We start from the raw sequence: 19,002 nt of genomic DNA on the forward strand, positions 1-19,002 counted from the left end.
CCTTTAATTTCAAGAAAGTGAAATATAAGGGGAAAAGACCGTATCGAGGCTGCCAAGTGTTCGCCACGACAGTTTCAGCGCCTATGAGACCGAGCGCCGCCCGCGCGGCGCTCGGTTTCATAGGCGCTGAATGTCTCAAGCCGGACGCGGGCGGCGCTCGATCTCACAGGCGCTGCAAGGGTTGTGGCGGACACATCTCACCGCCAACACCCTCTCAAAACAGCCCCCTCCCCCTACAACAGCAACCACCAAACCCCAAAAACAAAGCGGGGAGGCCTACCGGCCTCCCCGCTTCTATATAGCTACACCATCCAGGCAATCACTCAGCCTTGAGGGTAACCCGGCCAAACGACTTCTTGCCCGCTTGGCACACATGGGTAGCACCAAGGACAAACATGAAGTCCTTGTCGACCACTGCACCATCAACTTTCACCGCGCCGCTATTCAGCAAGTCTCGCGCCTGTGCCGAGTTCTTGACCAGACCAGCCCGGTTCAGCACCGCAGCAATTGGCAGGTCTTCCGCCGCAGCCACTTCGATCTCCGGCAAGTCTTCCGGCAGCTCGCCTTCCTTCATACGGTTACCGGCAGCACGGTGAGCATTGGCCGCAGCCTCTTCTCCATGGAAGCGCGCGACGATCTCTTCTGCCAACTTGATCTTGATGTCACGCGGGTTGGCACCGTTGGCGACGTCGGCACGGAACTGCTCGATTTCTTCCATCGAACGGAAGCTCAGCAGCTCGAAGTAACGCCACATCAGGGTATCCGGGATCGACACCAGCTTGCTGTACATCACCCCTGGCGCTTCCTGGATGCCGACATAGTTGCCCAGCGACTTCGACATCTTCTTCACGCCGTCGAGCCCTTCGAGCAGTGGCATGGTCACGATGTTCTGCGCTTCCTGGCCATAAGACCGCTGCAGTTCGCGCCCCATCAGCAGGTTGAACTTCTGGTCGGTACCGCCCAGTTCAACGTCCGCCTTCAGCGCTACCGAGTCGTACCCCTGCACCAGCGGATAGAGGAACTCGTGAATGGCAATCGGCTGGTTGGTGGTGTAACGCTTGTCGAAGTCATCACGCTCCAGCATGCGCGCGACGGTGTACTGCGAAGCCAGGCGAATGAAGTCGGCAGGGGTCAGCTTGTCCATCCACGTGGAGTTGAACGCGACTTCAGTCTTGGCAGGGTCAAGAATCTTGAAAACCTGCTGCTTGTACGTCTCGGCGTTCTCCAGCACCTGCTCGCGGGTCAGCGGCGGGCGCGTGGCGCTCTTGCCGCTCGGGTCGCCAATCATGCCGGTGAAGTCACCAATCAGGAAGATGACCTGGTGGCCCAGCTCCTGGAACTGACGCAGCTTGTTGATCAGCACCGTGTGACCCAGGTGCAGGTCAGGTGCGGTCGGGTCAAAGCCAGCCTTGATGCGCAGAGGTTGGCCGCGCTTGAGCTTCTCCACCAGTTCCGACTCGACCAGTACTTCTTCCGCACCGCGCTTGATAAGCGCCAGCTGCTCTTCAACCGACTTCATAGACAAACCCGCAAGGCTCAGATTCAGGGGGAGCCAACCATACAAGATCGGCCGTCAAATACAAGTTTCGCAAAGGAATGTGACCCGAACACAGGCTTGCGGCGTCTACGCGCCCTTGCGTGAAAATGGATTTGGTTATATTTTATACAGTTATTTCATCTTCATCATGTCATTCATCTTTTCCATTTCACTTTTTTCAAAGTCACCTTGCCCATGACCAACGAACCGCCTAAAGCGCCCCCGCTTTATCCGAAGAGCCATCTGTTGGCCGCCAGCGGCATCGCCGCCCTGCTCAGCCTGGCTTTGCTGGTATTTCCTTCCAGCGAAGTGGAAGCCAAGAAAACCACCCTCAACCTCGAGCTCGAAAGCCCTGCCGAGCAGCTGAAAGACGAATCGCGCGCCGCGCCACTGGTGCAAAGTGAAGGTGAGCAAGGCTCGCCTTTCGCCCAGATCGAAGAGGCTACCCCCGAAACCCAGAAGGCCGATCAGCAGGCCCCGGCCGCTGATCCGGTTGCCGAGGCCGCCAAGGAGCCTGGCCACCGCGAAGTTACCGTGGCCCGTGGCGATACACTGTCAACCCTGTTCGCCAAGGTTGGCCTGCCAGCCAATGCAGTGCATGACCTGCTGGCAAGTAACAAGCAGGCCAAGCAGTTCAGCCAGCTAAAGCACGGCCAGGTGCTGCAGTTCGAACTCGACAAGGATGGCCAATTGGCCAGCCTGCACAGCAAGGTCAGCAACCTCGAAACCATTCAACTGACCAAGACCGCCAAGGGCTACACCTTCAATCGTGAAATCAGCAAGCCGGTGGTGCGTACCGCCTATGCCCACGGCGTGATCAAGAGCTCGCTGTCGGCATCGGCCCAGCGCGCCGGCCTGTCCCACAGCATGACCATGAGCCTGGCCCGCGTGCTGGGTTACGACATCGACTTCGCTCAGGACATTCGTCCGGGTGACGAATTCGACGTGGTCTATGAGCAGAAAGTGATGGACGGCAAGGTCGTCGGCACCGGCAATATCCTGTCCGCCCGCTTCACCAATCGCGGCAAGACCTACACCGCCGTGCGATATACCAATAAGCAGGGCAACACTGCCTACTACACCGCCGACGGCAACAGCCTGCGCAAGGCCTTCATCCGTACGCCCGTCGACTTCGCCCGCATCAGCTCGCGCTTTTCCGCCGGTCGCAAGCACCCCATCCTGAACAAGATCCGCGCCCACAAAGGCGTCGACTACGCGGCCCCCCGCGGTACACCAATCAAGGCAGCCGGTGACGGTCGCATCGAACTGGCCGGGCGCCGTGGTGGCTACGGCAATACCGTGATCATTCAGCATGGCAACCGCTACAAGACGCTGTATGGCCACATGCAGGGCTTTGCCAAAGGCATCAAGACCGGCAGCACGGTCAAACAGGGCCAGATCATTGGCTACATCGGCACTACCGGCCTGTCCACCGGCCCACACCTGCACTACGAGTTCCAGGTCAACGGCGTGCACGTCGACCCGCTGAGCCAGAAGGTGCCAATGGCTGACCCGATTGCCAAGAACGAGCGTCAGCGCTTCCTGCAGCAGAGCCAGCCGCTGATTGCCCGTATGGATCAGGAAAAGGCCACCCTGCTCGCAGCGAACAAGCGCTAAGCCATGGCGCTCTACCTGGGGGTGATGTCCGGCACCAGCCTCGATGGCCTGGATATCGCCCTGGTCGAACAAGGCGAGCAGCTTGAACTGCTCGCCACCCACTACCTGCCCATGCCCCCGGACCTGCGCCAGGACCTGCTGGCCCTGTGCAGCAGCGGCCCTGACGAGATTGCCCGTGCAGCACTGGCGGAAAACCGCTGGGCCAGCCTGGCCGGCGAAGGTATCCGCCAACTGCTGGCTCGCCAGGGACTGAAGCCCGAAGCCGTTCGCGCCATCGGCAGCCACGGCCAGACCATTCGCCATGAACCGGCCCGCGGCTTTACTGTGCAGATCGGTAACCCCGCACTGCTCGCCGAACTGACCGGCATCAGCGTGGTCGCCGACTTCCGCCGTCGCGATGTGGCTGCCGGCGGCCAAGGCGCGCCACTGGTACCGGCCTTCCACGAAACCCTGTTCAGCCAGCTTGGCCGACGCCTGGCAATCCTTAACGTAGGCGGTTTCAGCAACCTCAGCCTGATCGAGCAGGACAAGCCGGTTCATGGGTTCGATTGCGGCCCGGGGAACGTGCTGCTGGATGCCTGGATCGAGCGCGAGCACGGCCACGCCTACGATGCAGATGGCGCCTGGGCTGCCTCGGGTGTGGTTCAGCCCGGGTTGCTCAGCGCACTGATGGCTGACCCGTTCTTTGCCGGCAGCGGCCCGAAGAGTACCGGCCGCGAGGTGTTCAACCTGCCTTGGCTGGATCGCCACCTGGCCAACCTGCCGGCATACCGGGCCCAGGACGTGCAGGCGACACTGCTGGAACTGACCGCACGCAGCATCATCGATTCGCTTGGCAAAGCCCAGCAAGGCACCGAGGCGCTGTTGGTCTGTGGTGGAGGCGCCCGCAACGGCGCGCTGATGGCCCGTCTTGGCCAGCTGCTACCTGCGGCCCGTGTCGCAAGCACTGGCGCCTATGGCGTAGACCCGGACTGGGTCGAAGCCATGGCCTTCGCCTGGCTGGCTCACTGCTGCCTGGAGGGTATCGCCGCCAACCGCCCCAGCGTCACTGCCGCCAAGGGCCTGCGCGTACTGGGCGCAATCTACCCGGCATAGCCACTACGCCAGAAAGCAAAACGCCGCGCAATTGCGCGGCGTTTTCGTATGCCCAGCCCTTAGATCGAGAACGACGACCCGCAACCGCAGGTGGTCGCGGCATTCGGGTTCTTGATCACGAAGCGCGAGCCTTCCAGGCCTTCCTGGTAGTCCACTTCGGCACCCGCCAGGTACTGGAAGCTCATCGGGTCGACCACCAGGGAAACGCCCTCGCGCTCGACAATGGTGTCATCTTCGGCCACGTCTTCATCGAAGGTGAAGCCATACTGGAAGCCCGAGCAACCACCACCGGTCACGAACACCCGCAGTTTCAGACGTTCATTGCCTTCCTCATTGACCAGGTTTTTCACCTTCTGGGCTGCCCCATGGGTGAACTCCAGACCGGTAGGGGTGAAGGTTTCGACGCTCATGTTGATTCTCCCGGCGCGGTAGCCGCCATAAAACTCGATGACGCGCATTATCCGCTTTCCCGAGAAAATCGGTCAAGAATTGTGCGGCTTTAGTCGCGACCTGCAAAAAGGCCCGCACGACGCGGGCCTTTTCCAATGCTGGCGGCCTTACGGCAGCAAGCCGGCATGGGACAGGCCCATGCGCTCATCCAGACCGAACAGAATGTTGAGGTTCTGCACCGCCTGGCCGGAGGCACCCTTGACCAGGTTGTCGATCACCGAAAGCACCACCACCAGATCACCACCCTGCGGACGATGAACGGCAATGCGGCAGACGTTGGCACCACGCACGCTACGGGTTTCCGGATGGCTGCCTGCTGGCATCACGTCGACGAACGGTTCATCGGCGTAGCGTTTCTCGAACAGCGCCTGCAGGTCGACCGAGGTATCGACCACGTTCGCGTACAGGGTGGCGTGGATGCCACGGATCATCGGCGTCAGGTGCGGCACGAAAGTCAGGCCGATGTCCTTGCCCGCGGCCAGGCGCAGGCCCTGGCTGATCTCCGGCAAGTGGCGATGGCCCTTTACCGCGTAGGCTTTCATGCTTTCGCCGGCCTCGCAGAACAGCGAGCCCACTGCCGCACCACGACCAGCGCCGCTGACACCCGACTTGCAGTCGGCGATCAGGCGCGACGGGTCAGCCAGGCCCGCCTCCAGCAGCGGAAGGAAGCCCAGCTGGGTTGCAGTCGGGTAGCAACCCGGCACAGCGATGAGGCGTGCCTGGCGGATCTTCTCGCGGTTGACTTCGGGCAGGCCATAGACTGCGTCCTTGAGCAGCTCTGGCGCGCCATGGGGCTGACCGTACCACTTGCCCCACTCAGTGGCATCCTGCAGACGGAAGTCGGCCGACAGGTCGATCACCTTGGTGCCAGCCGCCAGCAGCTCACCGGCCAGGGCGTGTGCAACACCATGCGGAGTGGCGAAGAACACCACATCGCAGGCCCCCAGAGCCTTGCTGTCCGGCACGCTGAACGCCAACCCGTCATAGTGGCCGCGCAGGTTCGGGTACATGTCCGCCACCGCCACGCCCGCCTCGGAGCGCGAAGTGATGACCGCCACTTCGGCCTGTGGATGCTGTGCCAGCAGACGCAACAGTTCGACGCCGGTGTAACCCGTGCCGCCGACGATACCGACCTTGATCATAACGCTTGCCCCTTATCAACGAGCCGTCTGGAAAGCGCACGATAATAGGGGCGCAGGGCGCCTGTAACAACTCTTCGGGTGACCCTTCGGGCGCCTGACCACTACTATCTGACGACCGTGACTATCTGAAGGAACTCCCTCCATGCTTTACCTATGGATCAAAGCGCTGCATATCGTCAGCGTGGTCTGCTGGTTCGCCGGCCTGTTCTACCTGCCCAGGCTGTTCGTCTACCACGCCCAGAGCCAGGATAGCATCAGCCAGGAACGCTTCGTGACCATGGAGCGCAAGCTGTACCGCGGCATCATGAACCCGGCGATGATCGCCACCTACGTTTTTGGCGCCTGGATGCTGTACCTCACCCCCGGCTGGCTGAGCCAGGGGTGGCTGCATGCCAAGCTCACCCTGGTCATCCTGCTGACCGGCTACCATCACGTGTGCGGTGCCCAGCGCAAACGCTTCGCCAATGGCACCAACACCCGCAGCCACGTCTACTATCGCTGGTTCAATGAAGTGCCCGTGCTGATCCTGCTGGGTATCGTCATTCTGGTGGTGGTGAAACCGTTCTGACATAGCCACCCGCTCAAGGAGCCTTGCCATGTCGCTACCTGCCTCGCTCGAACAACGCCTGCGGCTGCCCGTGGTTGCCGCGCCGATGTTCCTCATCTCCAACCCCCAACTGGTGCTGGCCTGCTGCGCCAGCGGCGTGGTTGGCAGTTTCCCGGCCCTGAACCAACGCGACAGCGCTGGCTTCAAGGCCTGGCTGGAAGAGATCGAGGCTGGCCTGGCTCAACTGCAGGCGCCAGCGCCCTACGCCGTCAACCTGATCGTCCACCCGACCAACCCGCGCCTGCAGGCCGACTTGGCCTTGTGCGTCGAACACCGTGTACCAATCGTTATCACCAGCCTGGGGGCAGTAAAGGAAGTGGTCGATGCCGTACACGGCTACGGCGGCCTGGTGCTCCACGATGTCACCACCCGCCGGCATGCCGAAAAGGCCGCCGAAGCCGGTGTCGATGGCCTTATCGCCGTCGCCGCAGGCGCGGGCGGCCATGCCGGCACCTGGAGCCCGTTCGCCCTGGCCGCAGAAATTCGCCAGTTCTTCGACAAGACCCTGCTGCTGGCTGGCTGCATTAACCACGGCCACGAAATCCTGGCCGCACAACTGCTGGGGGCGGACCTGGCGTACATGGGCACGCGCTTCATCGCCACCACAGAAAGCCAGGCTCAGGGCGCCTACAAACAGATGCTGCTGGATGCCCATGCCGCCGACATCATCCACACACCCGTGGTGTCCGGCATCCCCGCCAGCTTCCTGCGCCAGAGCCTGGAGCAGGCCGGCTACGACATGAACGCCCTCAAAGCGGGGCAGGTGCAAGGCAAGCTCAAGCCGATCGATGACGAAGCCAAGGCCTGGAAGACCGTATGGTCAGCGGGCCAGGGCGTCGGTGCCATCCATGACCTGCCCAGCGCCAGCGCATTGATCGAGCGCCTGCATGGCGAGTACCGGCAAGCCCTGGAGCACTGCCAGGTTCTGCGCGCCCGCGCCTTGTAGCAAAAGGCAACACCTTGCACGGGCAAGTTGTACACTAGGCGCCCTCTTCCGCCCCCAGGAGCCTTGCATGACCCGTTACGCCATGATCACTGGTGCTTCCAGCGGCCTGGGCCTGGCCTTGGCGGAAGCGCTGGCACGGCGCGGGCGCAATCTGATCCTGGTGGCACGCCAACGAGAAACGCTGGAGCCTGTTGCCATCGAACTGACCCAGCGTTTCGGCGTCGAGGTGCTGTTCCGCGCCTGCGACCTCAGCCAGCCGTTGCGCCTTTCAGGCTTCGTGCTAGAGCTGGAAGAAGGCGAGCGGCGTATCGATTTGCTGGTCAACTGCGCGGGCTTGCGCACCTATGGGCCGTTCCTGGCCCATGAATGGGCCGACGAACAGGATCTGCTGGAAGTCAACGTGCTGGCCCTGAGCCGCCTGTGTCACGCCATCGGTAACCTGATGGCTGTACAGGGTGGCGGGCAGATTCTCAACGTCGCCGGCCTGGCCGGGGTGGCGCCTGGCCCATGGATGGCCGCCTATGCCGCCAGCAAGGCCTACGTGTTGAGCTTTTCCCAGGCCCTGCGCGAAGAACTCAAGCGCACCGGCATCAAGGTCTCGGTACTGTGCCCTGGCCCGGTACGTTCCGCACGCCGGCGCATTGCGCGGCTCGATGGCAAGCCGCGCTGCCTCAGCCCCGAGGAAGTGGCGCTGTACACCGTGCGGGCATTGGACAAGAACCGCGCACTGATCATGCCCGGCCGGCGCAACCGCTGGCTGGCGTTCGCACCGCGGCTGCTGCCGCGCTGGCTGGTGCGCAAGCTGGCCGGGGCCATCCACCGCCGCTATTGCCCCTCAGGCATGGAATAGCCACTGGGCGAGCGGCTCACGGCTGAGTACACTCGGCCCGACCCTCACCATGGAGCAAGTGCTGTGGACGATCTATTCCTCAAAATCATCAACCGGGAAATCCCGGCAGATATCATCTATGAAGACGACCAGATCCTGGCCTTCAAGGACATTGCACCCGCGGCACCGGTACATTTTCTGGTCATCCCGAAAAAGCACATTCGCACCCTCAATGACCTGACCGAAGAAGACAAGGCCCTGGCTGGCCACATCCTGTTCACCGCCCAGCGCCTGGCTGTCGAACAAGGTTGCGAGGAAGGTTTCCGTGTGGTCATGAACTGCAACCCCAAAGGCGGCCAGACCGTCTACCACATCCATATGCACGTGCTTGGCCAGCGCCAGATGAACTGGCCTCCGGGCTGACCCACGGCAAGCGACCCCGCCGCTATTGCGGTAAACTGTCGGGCACATTCTTGCGGAGGTGCCCGATGGCTACCGAACGTCACTACTCGCCGCTCGACCGCTTGTTGCTGCAGGCCGATACCGCCATGCGCACCTTGCTGCCCTTCAGCGGCCAACCCACCCGGCCATCGCCGGCCATCGTCCAGCCAGACGCTGACCTGGACGAGCAGCAGGCCCGTCATATTGCCGGGCTGATGCGCATCAACCATACCGGTGAAGTCTGCGCCCAGGCGTTGTACCAAGGCCAGGCCCTGACCGCCAAGCTGCCCGAAGTGCGCAAGGCCATGGAGCATGCCGCCGAGGAAGAAGTGGATCACCTGGCCTGGTGCGAACAGCGCATTCGCCAGCTGAACAGCCACCCGAGCGTGCTCAACCCTCTGTTCTACGGCATGTCGTTCGGCATTGGCGCACTGGCCGGGCTGGTCAGCGACAAGGTCAGCCTGGGCTTCGTCGCCGCTACCGAACATCAGGTGTGCAAGCACCTCGACGAGCACCTGGAGCAGCTCCCGCACGAAGATGAAAAATCCCGGGCCATTCTCGAGCAGATGCGCATCGACGAAGAACAGCACGCCGAGTCTGCACTGGAAGCCGGTGGTTATCGCTTCCCGGCCCCCGTCCGCTTTGGCATGAGCTTGCTGGCCAAGGTCATGACCAAGAGCACATACCGCATCTGAAGGCATCGCCATGACGGATCGATTCGACGCCAAGGACCTGGCGCGCGCCGTGCAAGCAGGCATTCTCCAACCAGGCCAGGACCAAAGCCTGTTGGCATTCCTGCGCCAGCAACCCGCACCACGTGGCAGCTTTCAGCTGGCCCATGTTGCCTTCTACTTTGGCGCCATGCTGATCATGGCGGCAATGGGCTGGTTGCTCACCGAGGCATGGATGAGCCTCGGTGACGGCGCGCTGTTGATCATCGCCAGCCTCTATATCCTGCTGATCACCTTGTTCGCCCTCAATCTGCAACGCCGCGTCCAGCCCGTCGCTGCTGGCGTGCTGGCAGCAGTAGCCGTCAGCATCGTGCCGCTGGCGGTATTCGCTATCGAACGCATGCTCGGCTGGTGGCCACTGGACGATGCGCAGGCTGACTACCACCAGTACTACACCTACGTGCAAGGCGGCTGGCTGGCGATGGAAGCAGCCACGGTGCTTGCCGGGCTGCTAATGCTGCGACTGATCCCCTACCCGTTCGTCGTCATGCCAATGGCCGTGGCCTTGTGGTTCATGTCGATGGACCTTAGCGAGTGGTTCTTCGGCTCACCGTTCAGTTGGGAGCAGCGTCGCCACGTCTCCCTGTGGTTTGGGCTGGGCTTGCTGGTGGTTTTCCTCGTGATAGACGGCCGCACACGTGAGGACTACGCCCGTTGGGGTTACCTCGCCGGGCTGGCAGCGTTCTGGGGCGGGTTGACGCTACTGGACAGCGGCAGTGAGTTGGGCAAGGCCATGTACTGCCTGATCAACATTGCGCTGATGGGCATGGCGGTGCTGCTGCGTCGGCCGGTGTTCATGGTGTTTGGTGCGCTGGGGGTGGCGGCTTATCTGGGATATCTGTCGTACGAGGTGTTTGCCCAGTCGTTGCTGTTCCCGGTGGTGCTGACCATGATCGGGCTGGGGGTTATCTGGCTTGGCCTGGTTTACCAAAAGCGCCGGGAGCGGTTGAGCCAGGCGCTAAGAAGCCGTCTTCCGCAATGGTTGCGGATGGCCCTTCCGGCCCTGCGCAACTGAAACTCGCCCGGGCCGCGGGTGGGAGCGGGTTCACCCGCTTCCACAAGGGCTGCAAAGCGGCCCCGGAATCTCAGCCTTAACCCAGCTCTACGATTTCATACCCATGGGTAATCTCAACCCCGGCACGCTCGAGCATGATCGAAGCCGAGCAATACTTTTCCGCCGACAGCTCCACCGCCCGCTTGACCTGCGCTTCTTTCAGCCCACGCCCTTTCACCACGAAGTTCATGTGAATTTTGGTGAACACCTTAGGGTCTTCGCTGGCGCGCTCCGCCTCCAGAAATGCCTCGCAGCTTTCCACTGCCTGGCGCGACTTCTTCAGAATGCTCACCACGTCAAAGCTGCTGCAGCCACCCAGGCCCAGCAACAGCATTTCCATCGGTCGCACGCCCAGGTTGCGGCCGCCGGCCTCGGGCGGGCCGTCCATTACGACGACATGGCCGCTCCCCGATTCGCCGAGGAACATTGCCTCACCGGCCCACTGGATACGTGCCTTCATCTACCCGGACTCCTGATTTTCGGAAAAGGGTGTCAGCTTAGACCTTGTGCGGCTGTGGGAAAAGCACGAGATGTGTCGGTTTAGTACCGAAACATCTCGTAGTGTCTGATAAGCTGGCGCCAAATGACTGGCGCTCTCCGTCAGCCAACCTCTAAAAAAGCCTATGCGTCATATCGAACAGGATTTCGTGATGGTTGCCTCCGCCCTACCCGCCAAGATAAAGAACATCGACAAGCTGCTGGTACACTGCCAGCGCCGCCGCTACACCGCCAAAAGCAATATCATCTGCGCCGGCGACCGGGCCGAGACACTGTCGTTCATCATCAAGGGTTCGGTCACCATCCTCATCGAGGACGACGACGGCCATGAAATGATCATCGCCTACCTCAACCATGGCGATTTCTTTGGCGAGCTAGGCCTGTTCGAGCCCGTTGATGGCGAGCAGCAGCGCAGTGCCTGGGTACGCGCCAAGACAGAATGCGAAGTGGCCGAAATCAGCTACGAGAAGTTTCGCGAGCTGGCGCGCCAGGACCCGGAAATCCTCTATGCCCTGGGTAGCCAGATGGCCCAGCGCCTGCGCAACACTACGCGCAAGGTTGGCGATTTGGCATTTTTCGACGTGACCGGGCGAGTTGCCCGTTGCCTGCTGGAACTGTGCAAGCAGCCCGACGCCATGACCCACCCCGATGGCATGCAAATCAAGATTACCCGTCAGGAAATCGGCCGAATCGTCGGTTGCTCTCGGGAAATGGTCGGCCGCGTTCTCAAGGACCTCGAGGAACGCAGCCTGGTGCAGGTCAAAGGCAAGACCATGGTAGTCCACGGTACCCGCTAGTCCTTGGGCAACTCGGCCAGTACCTTGGCGTAGGCCTGCGAAAGGCGCTCGAACCAAGGTGCTGCCGGCGCCACTTCGTGCAAGGCGATGTGCGCATCGGCGCGACAGCGTTGCTCCAGCTCACAGCACTCGTTGAAGCGGTTGACCGCCGCCACCATCGACTCACGCTCGTTGTCCAGCAGCAGCGCACCGTGCACCAGCACCACCGGACGCTTGCCACCCAGGCCCTGACGCCAGCGCTGGGCGGTACCCACCAATTTGCGGCCATTGAGGTTGACGTTGTAGCGGCCATCGCAGAAGGCCCCGTCGATTTCCCCGACTGACGCTACGCCGCCCCACTCGCGCAGCACATCACACAGCGGCAGACACAGGCGCTCGTAGGCATTTTCGATACGGCCGTGGTCGCCTTCACTGCGCGGTGCGGCGTAGACCAGTGCAACGTTCACCGTCGAATGCGACTGAGGCACCGGCTCGCCGCCGGTTTCTCGCAGCAGCACCGGCCAGCCAGCAATAGCCAATTCCGCGCAGGCGACCTCGAAGTTGCCCAGCCGGCTCATGCGCCGAGGCATGACCAGCGCGTGGTCGGTGGGGCGCCAGAACAGCACGCCACTTTCGCGTTCGCCACGGCAGACGGCGGCCAGCAGTTCCTGCTCGGCGTGCAGGCCTTGTTCGACGCTCAGGGCCAGGGGTTGATCGGTCATTGATCCACCTATGATGTTGATTTCACTGGCCTCTTCGCGGGTAAACCCGCTCCTACGACAGGGCGCGTACCCGTGTAGGAGCGGGCTTGCCCGCGAAGAGGCCATTACAGGTACAAAAAAGCCGGCAAAAACGCCGGCTTCATTTGATCAGTCCAGTTGCTGAACAGTCTTCTTCACCTGCTCGGGGAAGAACAGCCGCTGTAATTCCAGGCCAGGCTGCTCGGCGCGCATGAACGCCTCACCCACCAGGAACGAGTAAACCTCGTTGATTGCCATCAGCTCCACATCGGCCCGGTTGAGAATACCGCTTTCGGTGATCGCCAGACGGTCACGCGGAATGCGCGGCAGCAGGTCAAGGGTGGTTTCCAGGCTGACCTCGAAGGTGTGCAGGTTGCGGTTGTTCACCCCCACCAGCGGCGTATCCAGGGTTTTCAGCGCGCGCTCCAGTTCATCGCCATCGTGCACTTCCACCAGCACGTCGAGGCCGACGTCCTTGGCAGTGGCGGCCAGTTCAGCCATCTTCACGTCATCCAGCGCCGACACGATCAGCAGTACGCAATCTGCCCCCAGGGCCCGGGCTTCGACGATCTGGTAAGGGTCGACCATGAAGTCCTTGCGGATCACCGGCAGCGAAACCGCCGCGCGGGCCTGCTGCAAGTACTCATCGGCACCCTGGAAATAATCGACATCGGTCAACACCGACAGGCAGGTGGCCCCGCCCTTCTCGTAGCTGACCGCGATTTCCGCTGGCACGAAGTGCTCGCGGATCACGCCCTTGCTTGGCGAAGCTTTCTTGATTTCGGCAATCACCGCGGGCTGCTTGCGCTTGGCCTGCTCGATCAGCGCGTTGGCGAAGCCTCGCGGGGCGTCAGCGGCCTTGGCCAGGCCCTCCAGTTCGGCGAGGCTGACGCGCGCACTGCGCTCGGCCACTTCCTGAAACTTGCGGGCAATGATCCTTTCCAGCACCGTCGGCACACTCATGCTTCGTTCTCCACCTTGAATACTGCAGTAAAGGCACCCAATTCCTGCAGCTTTTCCCAGGCCAGGCCGGTGTGCAGTACATCATGGGCCAGTTCTACACCGGCTTTCAGGCTCATGGCATGGTCGGCTGCATACAGTGCCGCGCCAGCATTAAGCACGATCATCTCGGCGGCCTTCTGACCGTTCTCGGTCTTGCGCCGGCCCAGCGCATCGCGGATCAACTCCAGCGAAGCCTGCGGGCTCTCGACAGCCAGGCCATGAAGGCTCTGACTCTTCATGCCGAGGTCTTCCGGCTCGACCCAATATTCAGTGATTTCGTCATTTTTCAGTTCGGCGACGAAGGTGGGTGCAGCCAGGCTGAACTCGTCCAGACCATCCTTCGAGTGCACGACCAGCACATGCTTGCTCCCCAGGCGCTGCAGCACCTCAGCCAGCGGGCGGCAAAGGGTTTGCGCGAACACACCGACCACCTGGTGCTTCACTCCGGCCGGATTCGTAAGCGGGCCGAGCATATTGAACAGGGTGCGCAACCCCAGTTCTCGACGTGGGCCAGCGGCATGTTTCATGGCCGAGTGGTGACTTTGCGCGAACATGAAGCCGATGCCCAGGCTGTCGATGCAGCGTGCCACTTGAGTTGGCGTCAGGTTCAGGTAGATGCCGGCAGCTTCCAGCAGGTCGGCACTGCCGCTCTTGCCCGATACTGCGCGGTTACCATGTTTGGCCACCGGGCAACCCGCCGCCGCCAGGACGAAGGACGAAGCGGTGGACACGTTGAAGATGTTGGCGCCATCACCACCGGTCCCGACAATATCGACGACACCATCGAGGCTTTGCAGCTCGACCTTTTCGGCCAGCTCACGCATCACCGACACCGCACCGACGATTTCGTCGATGCTTTCGCTTTTCATGCGCATGCCCATCAGGAAAGCGCCTATCTGCGCCTCGCTGCACTGACCGGTCATGATCTGGCGCATGACCTCGCGCATTTCTTCGGTAGTCAGGTCCAACTGCCCGACGATACGGCTCAACGCACTCTTGATATCCATGTTCGATCCTTAACGGCGGCCGCCGGTCTGCTTGAGGAAGTTGGCGAACAGTTCGTGGCCCTGCTCGGTCAGGATCGACTCAGGGTGGAATTGCACCCCTTCGATATTCAGCGTCTTGTGGCGCAGGCCCATGATCTCATCGACCGAGCCGTCAGCATGGGAGGTCCAGGCGGTAACTTCCAGGCAGTCGGGCAAGGTTTCACGCTTTACCACCAGAGAGTGGTAACGGGTCACGGTCAGCGGGTTGTTAAGGCTGGCGAACACGCCCAGGTCGCGGTGATATACCGGGCTGGTCTTGCCGTGCATGACCTGACGTGCACGTACAACGTCGCCGCCAAAAGCCTGCCCGATTGACTGGTGGCCCAGGCATACACCAAGGATTGGCAACTTCCCGGCGAAATGCAGGATGGCCTCGATGGACACGCCTGCCTCGCTTGGGGTGCACGGGCCCGGAGATACGACGATGCGCTCAGGGTTGAGGGCCTCAATCTGGGCGATGGTCATTTCGTCATTGCGAATGACCTTGACCTCGGCACCCAGCTCGCCAAGGTACTGAACAACGTTGTAAGTGAATGAGTCGTAATTGTCGATCATCAGTAACATGGTGTTAAACCTCTTGAATCTACTGACTTCATGATTCGAACCTTCCGGCACCAGCCACAGGCGCGGCTTTGCCACAACGGGCGGTAAACGAGAAGGCAAACGGGGACGGGCCGGGCGGGCCGGCAGGAGATAAAGTCAGGCGCGCCAACGCCAACGGGCGTGGGCCTTGATTACGCGCATCAAGAGTTTGCTGACGATCAACACAGGATAGGTCTCGCTCATACGTCCCGGCACAGTAGCCTACCGGGGCGACGGGCGCAATATGCCTGTAAACACGGGGAAACGAATGGACTTGGGAGCGAAGCACGACGATTTGCTAAGGTCGATGGGCTTGCCCTGATAAAAACAAAGAAAAGGATGTTCCCCGATGCGAAAAGCCCCGTTATTGCGCTTTACCCTCGCTTCACTGGCCCTGGCCTGCAGCCAGGCGTTGGCCGGCCCTTCGCCCTATTCAACCCTGATCGTGTTTGGCGACAGCCTCGCCGATGCCGGGCAGTTTCCCGATCTTGTTGGCGGTACCCCAGGCGCGCGTTTCACCAACCGTGACGCCGACGGCAACTTCGCCCCGGTGTCGCCGATGATCCTCGGTGGCCGCCTGGGCGTTGCGCCAGGCGACCTTAACCCGTCGACATCCGTAGGTATCCAGCCCGATGGTAATAACTGGGCAGTCGGCGGGTACACCACCCAGCAGATCCTGGACTCGATCACGACAACGTCCGAGACCGTCATCCCCCCAGGAAACCCCAATGCCGGGTTGGTGCTGCGCGAGCGCCCCGGCTACCTGGCCAACGGCCTGCGCGCCGACCCCAATGCCTTGTACTACCTGACAGGCGGCGGCAACGACTTCCTTCAGGGCCTGGTGAATAGCCCGGCCGACGCCGTAGCCGCCGGCGCCCGCCTGGCTGCCAGCGCCCAAGCGCTTCAGCAAGGAGGCGCGCGCTACATCATGGTCTGGCTGCTACCTGACCTCGGCCAAACGCCCAATTTCAGTGGCACGCCACAGCAAAACCCACTGTCACTGCTCTCCGCTGCGTTCAACCAGTCACTGATCAGCCAGCTAGGGCAGATCGATGCCCAGATCATTCCACTGAACATCCCTTTGCTGTTGAGCGAGGCGCTGGCCAGCCCCAGTCAGTTCGGCCTGGCCAGCGACCAGAACCTGGTCGGCACCTGCTACAGCGGCGATAGCTGCGTGGAAAACCCGGTGTACGGGATCAACGGCACAACGCCAGACCCGACCAAACTGCTGTTCAACGACTCGGTCCACCCGACCATCGCGGGTCAGCAGCTGATTGCCGATTACGCCTACTCGATCCTCGCGGCCCCCTGGGAACTGACCCTGCTACCGGAAATGGCCCACGCCAGCCTGCGGGCTCACCAGGATGAGTTGCGTAATCAGTGGCAGACGCCTTGGCAAGCAGTTGGCCAATGGCAAGCCTTTGTCGCCAGCGGCGCTCAGGACCTGGACTTCGACGGCCAGCACAGCGCGGCCAGCGGTGACGGCCGCGGCTACAACCTGACCGTGGGCGGCAGCTATCGCCTGAACGACGCCTGGCGCCTGGGCCTGGCCGGCGGTGCAAACCGGCAGAAGCTGGAAGCTGGTGAACAGGACTCGGACTACAAGCTGAACAGTTATATGGCCAGTGCCTTTGCCCAATACCGCCAGGACCGCTGGTGGGCCGACGCGGCGCTGACCGCCGGGCACCTGGATTACAGCGACCTCAAGCGTACCTTCGCCCTGGGCGTGAATGACCGCAGTGAGAAGGGCGACACCGACGGCGAGGCCTGGGCAATGTCCGGGCGGCTGGGCTACAACCTGGCGGCCGACACCAGCAACTGGCAGTTGGCACCTTTCATCAGTGCCGACTATGCGCGGGTGAAGGTGGATGGCTACGACGAGAAGAGCGGACGTTCGACGGCGCTTGGCTTCGATGACCAGAAGCGCACGTCACGCCGCCTGGGCGTGGGGCTGCTGGGCAGTGTGCAGGTACTGCCAAGTACCCGGCTTTTCGCCGAGGTGGCGCAGGAGCATGAGTTCGAGGACGACGAGCAGGATGTGACGATGCACCTGACCAGCTTGCCGGCGAATGACTTCACCCTGACCGGGTATACGCCGCACAGCGACCTGACCCGGGCGAGCCTGGGTGTGAGCCATGAACTGGTGGCAGGGGTGCATTTGCGCGGGAACTACAACTGGCGCAAGAGTGATGAGTTGACGCAACAGGGTATTAGCGTGGGGGTTAGCGTGGACTTCTGAATTGCTGGGGGCCGCTTTGCGGCCCATTCGCGGGTGAACCCGCTCCTACGACGGCCTCGTATGCCTGAGGCTTGCGCAACCTTGTAGGAGCGGGTTTACCCGCGAATGGGCTGCGCAGCAGCCCCAATCAATTTATCTGGCGGAAGTCTGCTCGGCCAACGCCACCGCACGGAACATCGCCCGGCGCTTGTTGATGGTTTCTTCCCATTCCAGCGCCGGCACCGAGTCGGCAACGATGCCGCCACCGGCCTGCACATGCAGCTCGCCGTCCTTGATCACTGCGGTACGAATGGCAATTGCGGTATCCATGTTGCCGTTCCAGGCAAAATAGCCGACGGCACCGCCGTAAACCCCACGCTTGACCGGTTCCAGCTCGTCGATGATCTCCATCGCACGGATCTTGGGCGCACCCGACAAGGTGCCAGCCGGCAGAATCGCCCGCAGTGCATCCATCGCCGTCAGGCCTTCACGCAGCTGGCCGGTAACGTTGGAAACAATGTGCATCACGTTGGAGTAACGCTCGATCACCATCTTCTCGGTCAGGCGCACACTGCCGGTCGAAGACACACGGCCGACATCGTTGCGGCCCAGATCGATCAGCATCAGGTGCTCGGCAATTTCCTTGTCGTCCGACAGCAGGTCATCTTCCAGCGCACGATCGGCCTCTTCGGTCGCACCACGCGGGCGGGTACCGGCAATCGGGCGTACGGTGACCAGGTTGTCCTCGACACGTACCAACACTTCGGGCGAGCTGCCGACCACATGGAAGTCACCGAAGTTGAAGAAGTACATATATGGCGTCGGGTTGAAGCAGCGTAGCGCGCGGTACAGGTCGATAGGCGCAGCCTTGAAATCGATCGACATGCGCTGCGACGGCACCACCTGCATACAGTCCCCGGCCAGGATGTATTCCTTGATACGACCGACGGCGTTTTCGTAATCCTCGCGGGTGTAGCTGGAGCGGAACGCCGGCTCGGCCGCCTGCGGGCCACTCAGGTCCAGGCCGCGGCGCGGGGTGATTGGCTGGCGCAAGGTTTCCAGCAAGCCTTGCAGGCGTGCCTGGCCCTGTTCGAAGGCCTGATCTTCAGCTGGGTCGACCAACACGATGGCGTGCATCTTGCCCGCCAGGTTGTCGAACACCACCACCGCGTCGGACACCATCAGCAGGATATCCGGTACGCCCAGCGGGTCTGGGTTGGGGCTGGCCCCCAGGCGCTTTTCTACATAGCGCACGCAGTCGTAGCCAAAGTAGCCGACCAGGCCGCCATTGAAACGCGGTAGGCCTGGGATATCGGCAACTTTGTAGCGGTCCTTGAAGGTTTCAACGAATGCCAGCGGGTCTTCGACCTCACAGCTTTCCAACTCGACGCCATCGTGCAGGATGCTGACACGGTAGCCATGCACACGCATCACGGTGCGCGATGGCAAGCCGATCATCGAGTAACGGCCCCACTTCTCCCCGCCCTGCACCGATTCGAGCAGGTACGAGTTGGGCTGGTCAGCCAGTTTCAGGTAGATCGACAGCGGCGTGTCGAAGTCGGCCAAGGTTTCACAGGCCAAGGGAATACGGTTGTAGCCGGCAGCGGCCAGGCGCAGGAATTCTTCGCGGTTCATGAGTAGTCTCGTGGCAAGCAGCAATAGGTCAGGCAAACGGACGGGCCGGCACACGC

At 61.9% G+C, this 19,002-nt stretch carries 19 protein-coding genes; 10 read left to right on the forward strand and 9 right to left on the reverse strand.

Annotated elements, in window-relative coordinates; genetic code table 11:
- Positions 1-319 precede the first annotated feature (319 nt).
- Positions 320-1,519, reverse strand: coding sequence for a tyrosine--tRNA ligase (gene tyrS / locus ACF8O8_RS09115; protein WP_104960687.1), 1,200 nt, complete (start codon positions 1,517-1,519; stop codon positions 320-322).
- 213 nt (positions 1,520-1,732) lie between these two features.
- Here tyrS and ACF8O8_RS09120 point away from each other — a divergent pair, with 213 nt between their 5' ends.
- Both ACF8O8_RS09120 and ACF8O8_RS09125 read left to right on the forward strand, forming a co-directional pair.
- On the forward strand, positions 1,733-3,154 hold the full coding sequence (locus ACF8O8_RS09120) for a peptidoglycan DD-metalloendopeptidase family protein (RefSeq protein WP_392509573.1): 1,422 nt from the start codon (positions 1,733-1,735) through the stop codon (positions 3,152-3,154).
- A gap of 3 nt (positions 3,155-3,157) precedes the next feature.
- A complete protein-coding gene (locus tag ACF8O8_RS09125; RefSeq protein WP_104960685.1) occupies positions 3,158-4,249 on the forward strand; it encodes an anhydro-N-acetylmuramic acid kinase in 1,092 nt (363 codons plus the stop codon).
- Positions 4,250-4,308: 59 nt separating this feature from the next.
- Here ACF8O8_RS09125 and erpA read toward each other — a convergent pair whose 3' ends face one another.
- Together erpA and argC are read right to left on the reverse strand one after the other, a co-directional pair.
- Entirely contained in the window at positions 4,309-4,659 is a 351-nt protein-coding gene (erpA, locus tag ACF8O8_RS09130) for an iron-sulfur cluster insertion protein ErpA (protein ID WP_003255511.1), read from the reverse strand.
- A gap of 147 nt (positions 4,660-4,806) precedes the next feature.
- Positions 4,807-5,841, reverse strand: coding sequence for an N-acetyl-gamma-glutamyl-phosphate reductase (gene argC / locus ACF8O8_RS09135; protein ID WP_010951765.1), 1,035 nt, complete (start codon positions 5,839-5,841; stop codon positions 4,807-4,809).
- Positions 5,842-5,983: 142 nt separating this feature from the next.
- On the opposite strand from argC, the gene hemJ reads away from it, so the two are divergent.
- The 6 genes from hemJ (at position 5,984) to ACF8O8_RS09165 (ending at position 10,410) form a co-directional block, all read left to right on the forward strand.
- The gene (gene hemJ, locus ACF8O8_RS09140; RefSeq protein ID WP_392509574.1) at positions 5,984-6,409 is read left to right on the forward strand and encodes a protoporphyrinogen oxidase HemJ; all 426 of its coding nucleotides are present in this window, start codon (positions 5,984-5,986) and stop codon (positions 6,407-6,409) included.
- A gap of 28 nt (positions 6,410-6,437) precedes the next feature.
- Complete coding sequence (locus ACF8O8_RS09145; protein ID WP_010951763.1) at positions 6,438-7,394, forward strand: nitronate monooxygenase family protein; 957 nt, start codon at positions 6,438-6,440, stop codon at positions 7,392-7,394.
- A gap of 67 nt (positions 7,395-7,461) precedes the next feature.
- Positions 7,462-8,244, forward strand: a complete 783-nt coding sequence (locus tag ACF8O8_RS09150) for an SDR family oxidoreductase (protein WP_010951762.1) — start codon at positions 7,462-7,464, stop codon at positions 8,242-8,244.
- 63 nt (positions 8,245-8,307) lie between these two features.
- A complete protein-coding gene (locus tag ACF8O8_RS09155; RefSeq protein ID WP_003255518.1) occupies positions 8,308-8,646 on the forward strand; it encodes a histidine triad nucleotide-binding protein in 339 nt (112 codons plus the stop codon).
- A gap of 65 nt (positions 8,647-8,711) precedes the next feature.
- Positions 8,712-9,359: a 2-polyprenyl-3-methyl-6-methoxy-1,4-benzoquinone monooxygenase gene (gene coq7 / locus ACF8O8_RS09160; protein WP_010951761.1), complete on the forward strand. Its 648-nt coding sequence runs from the start codon at positions 8,712-8,714 to the stop codon at positions 9,357-9,359.
- A 10-nt stretch (positions 9,360-9,369) separates the two neighbouring features.
- Positions 9,370-10,410 carry a DUF2157 domain-containing protein gene (locus ACF8O8_RS09165; RefSeq protein WP_350298351.1) on the forward strand — a complete coding sequence of 347 codons (1,041 nt, stop codon included), beginning with the start codon at positions 9,370-9,372 and terminating at the stop codon, positions 10,408-10,410.
- 76 nt (positions 10,411-10,486) lie between these two features.
- Here ACF8O8_RS09165 and ACF8O8_RS09170 read toward each other — a convergent pair whose 3' ends face one another.
- Positions 10,487-10,909, reverse strand: coding sequence for an OsmC family protein (locus ACF8O8_RS09170; RefSeq protein ID WP_004376171.1), 423 nt, complete (start codon positions 10,907-10,909; stop codon positions 10,487-10,489).
- Between the two features lie 190 nt (positions 10,910-11,099).
- Between ACF8O8_RS09170 and crp the strand changes: the two genes are divergently transcribed.
- Positions 11,100-11,744: a cAMP-activated global transcriptional regulator CRP gene (gene crp / locus ACF8O8_RS09175; protein WP_010951759.1), complete on the forward strand. Its 645-nt coding sequence runs from the start codon at positions 11,100-11,102 to the stop codon at positions 11,742-11,744.
- On the opposite strand, the gene ACF8O8_RS09180 is transcribed toward crp, so the two are convergent.
- The 4 genes from ACF8O8_RS09180 to ACF8O8_RS09195 form a co-directional block, all read right to left on the reverse strand.
- The gene (locus ACF8O8_RS09180; RefSeq protein WP_014589460.1) at positions 11,741-12,445 is read right to left on the reverse strand and encodes a lipoate--protein ligase family protein; all 705 of its coding nucleotides are present in this window, start codon (positions 12,443-12,445) and stop codon (positions 11,741-11,743) included. The genes crp and ACF8O8_RS09180 overlap by 4 nt on opposite strands.
- Before the next feature lie 147 nt (positions 12,446-12,592).
- Positions 12,593-13,426 (reverse strand): indole-3-glycerol phosphate synthase TrpC, encoded by an 834-nt coding sequence (gene trpC, locus ACF8O8_RS09185; protein WP_003255528.1) that lies wholly within the window; start codon positions 13,424-13,426, stop codon positions 12,593-12,595.
- Entirely contained in the window at positions 13,423-14,472 is a 1,050-nt protein-coding gene (trpD, locus tag ACF8O8_RS09190) for an anthranilate phosphoribosyltransferase (protein WP_010951756.1), read from the reverse strand. Before trpD ends, trpC begins: the two co-directional genes overlap by 4 nt.
- A 9-nt stretch (positions 14,473-14,481) precedes the next feature.
- Positions 14,482-15,075: an aminodeoxychorismate/anthranilate synthase component II gene (locus tag ACF8O8_RS09195; protein WP_003255531.1), complete on the reverse strand. Its 594-nt coding sequence runs from the start codon at positions 15,073-15,075 to the stop codon at positions 14,482-14,484.
- A gap of 367 nt (positions 15,076-15,442) precedes the next feature.
- On the opposite strand from ACF8O8_RS09195, the gene estP reads away from it, so the two are divergent.
- A complete protein-coding gene (estP, locus tag ACF8O8_RS09200; protein ID WP_392509575.1) occupies positions 15,443-17,332 on the forward strand; it encodes an esterase EstP in 1,890 nt (629 codons plus the stop codon).
- Positions 17,333-17,464: 132 nt separating this feature from the next.
- Here estP and trpE read toward each other — a convergent pair whose 3' ends face one another.
- Positions 17,465-18,946, reverse strand: coding sequence for an anthranilate synthase component I (gene trpE, locus ACF8O8_RS09205; RefSeq protein ID WP_392509576.1), 1,482 nt, complete (start codon positions 18,944-18,946; stop codon positions 17,465-17,467).
- Positions 18,947-19,002 lie beyond the last annotated feature (56 nt).

Source organism: Pseudomonas sp. TYF_14 (assembly GCF_043105275.1).
Taxonomy (GTDB): Bacteria; Pseudomonadota; Gammaproteobacteria; order Pseudomonadales; family Pseudomonadaceae; genus Aquipseudomonas; species Aquipseudomonas alloputida.

What these genes read in the sequence shown, in the direction of transcription:
- tyrS (WP_104960687.1), bottom strand. Translation starts at nt 1,519, where the DNA reads ATGAAGTCGGTTGAAGAGCAGCTGGCGCTTATCAAGCGCGGTGCGGAA.
- trpD (WP_010951756.1), bottom strand. Translation starts at nt 14,472, where the DNA reads ATGGATATCAAGAGTGCGTTGAGCCGTATCGTCGGGCAGTTGGACCTG.
- ACF8O8_RS09150 (WP_010951762.1), top strand. Translation starts at nt 7,462, where the DNA reads ATGACCCGTTACGCCATGATCACTGGTGCTTCCAGCGGCCTGGGCCTG.
- ACF8O8_RS09195 (WP_003255531.1), bottom strand. Translation starts at nt 15,075, where the DNA reads ATGTTACTGATGATCGACAATTACGACTCATTCACTTACAACGTTGTT.
- ACF8O8_RS09170 (WP_004376171.1), bottom strand. Translation starts at nt 10,909, where the DNA reads ATGAAGGCACGTATCCAGTGGGCCGGTGAGGCAATGTTCCTCGGCGAA.
- estP (WP_392509575.1), top strand. Translation starts at nt 15,443, where the DNA reads ATGCGAAAAGCCCCGTTATTGCGCTTTACCCTCGCTTCACTGGCCCTG.
- ACF8O8_RS09125 (WP_104960685.1), top strand. Translation starts at nt 3,158, where the DNA reads ATGGCGCTCTACCTGGGGGTGATGTCCGGCACCAGCCTCGATGGCCTG.
- hemJ (WP_392509574.1), top strand. Translation starts at nt 5,984, where the DNA reads ATGCTTTACCTATGGATCAAAGCGCTGCATATCGTCAGCGTGGTCTGC.
- ACF8O8_RS09165 (WP_350298351.1), top strand. Translation starts at nt 9,370, where the DNA reads ATGACGGATCGATTCGACGCCAAGGACCTGGCGCGCGCCGTGCAAGCA.
- ACF8O8_RS09120 (WP_392509573.1), top strand. Translation starts at nt 1,733, where the DNA reads ATGACCAACGAACCGCCTAAAGCGCCCCCGCTTTATCCGAAGAGCCAT.
- ACF8O8_RS09145 (WP_010951763.1), top strand. Translation starts at nt 6,438, where the DNA reads ATGTCGCTACCTGCCTCGCTCGAACAACGCCTGCGGCTGCCCGTGGTT.
- crp (WP_010951759.1), top strand. Translation starts at nt 11,100, where the DNA reads ATGGTTGCCTCCGCCCTACCCGCCAAGATAAAGAACATCGACAAGCTG.
- trpE (WP_392509576.1), bottom strand. Translation starts at nt 18,946, where the DNA reads ATGAACCGCGAAGAATTCCTGCGCCTGGCCGCTGCCGGCTACAACCGT.
- ACF8O8_RS09180 (WP_014589460.1), bottom strand. Translation starts at nt 12,445, where the DNA reads ATGACCGATCAACCCCTGGCCCTGAGCGTCGAACAAGGCCTGCACGCC.
- coq7 (WP_010951761.1), top strand. Translation starts at nt 8,712, where the DNA reads ATGGCTACCGAACGTCACTACTCGCCGCTCGACCGCTTGTTGCTGCAG.
- argC (WP_010951765.1), bottom strand. Translation starts at nt 5,841, where the DNA reads ATGATCAAGGTCGGTATCGTCGGCGGCACGGGTTACACCGGCGTCGAA.
- trpC (WP_003255528.1), bottom strand. Translation starts at nt 13,426, where the DNA reads ATGAGTGTGCCGACGGTGCTGGAAAGGATCATTGCCCGCAAGTTTCAG.
- erpA (WP_003255511.1), bottom strand. Translation starts at nt 4,659, where the DNA reads ATGAGCGTCGAAACCTTCACCCCTACCGGTCTGGAGTTCACCCATGGG.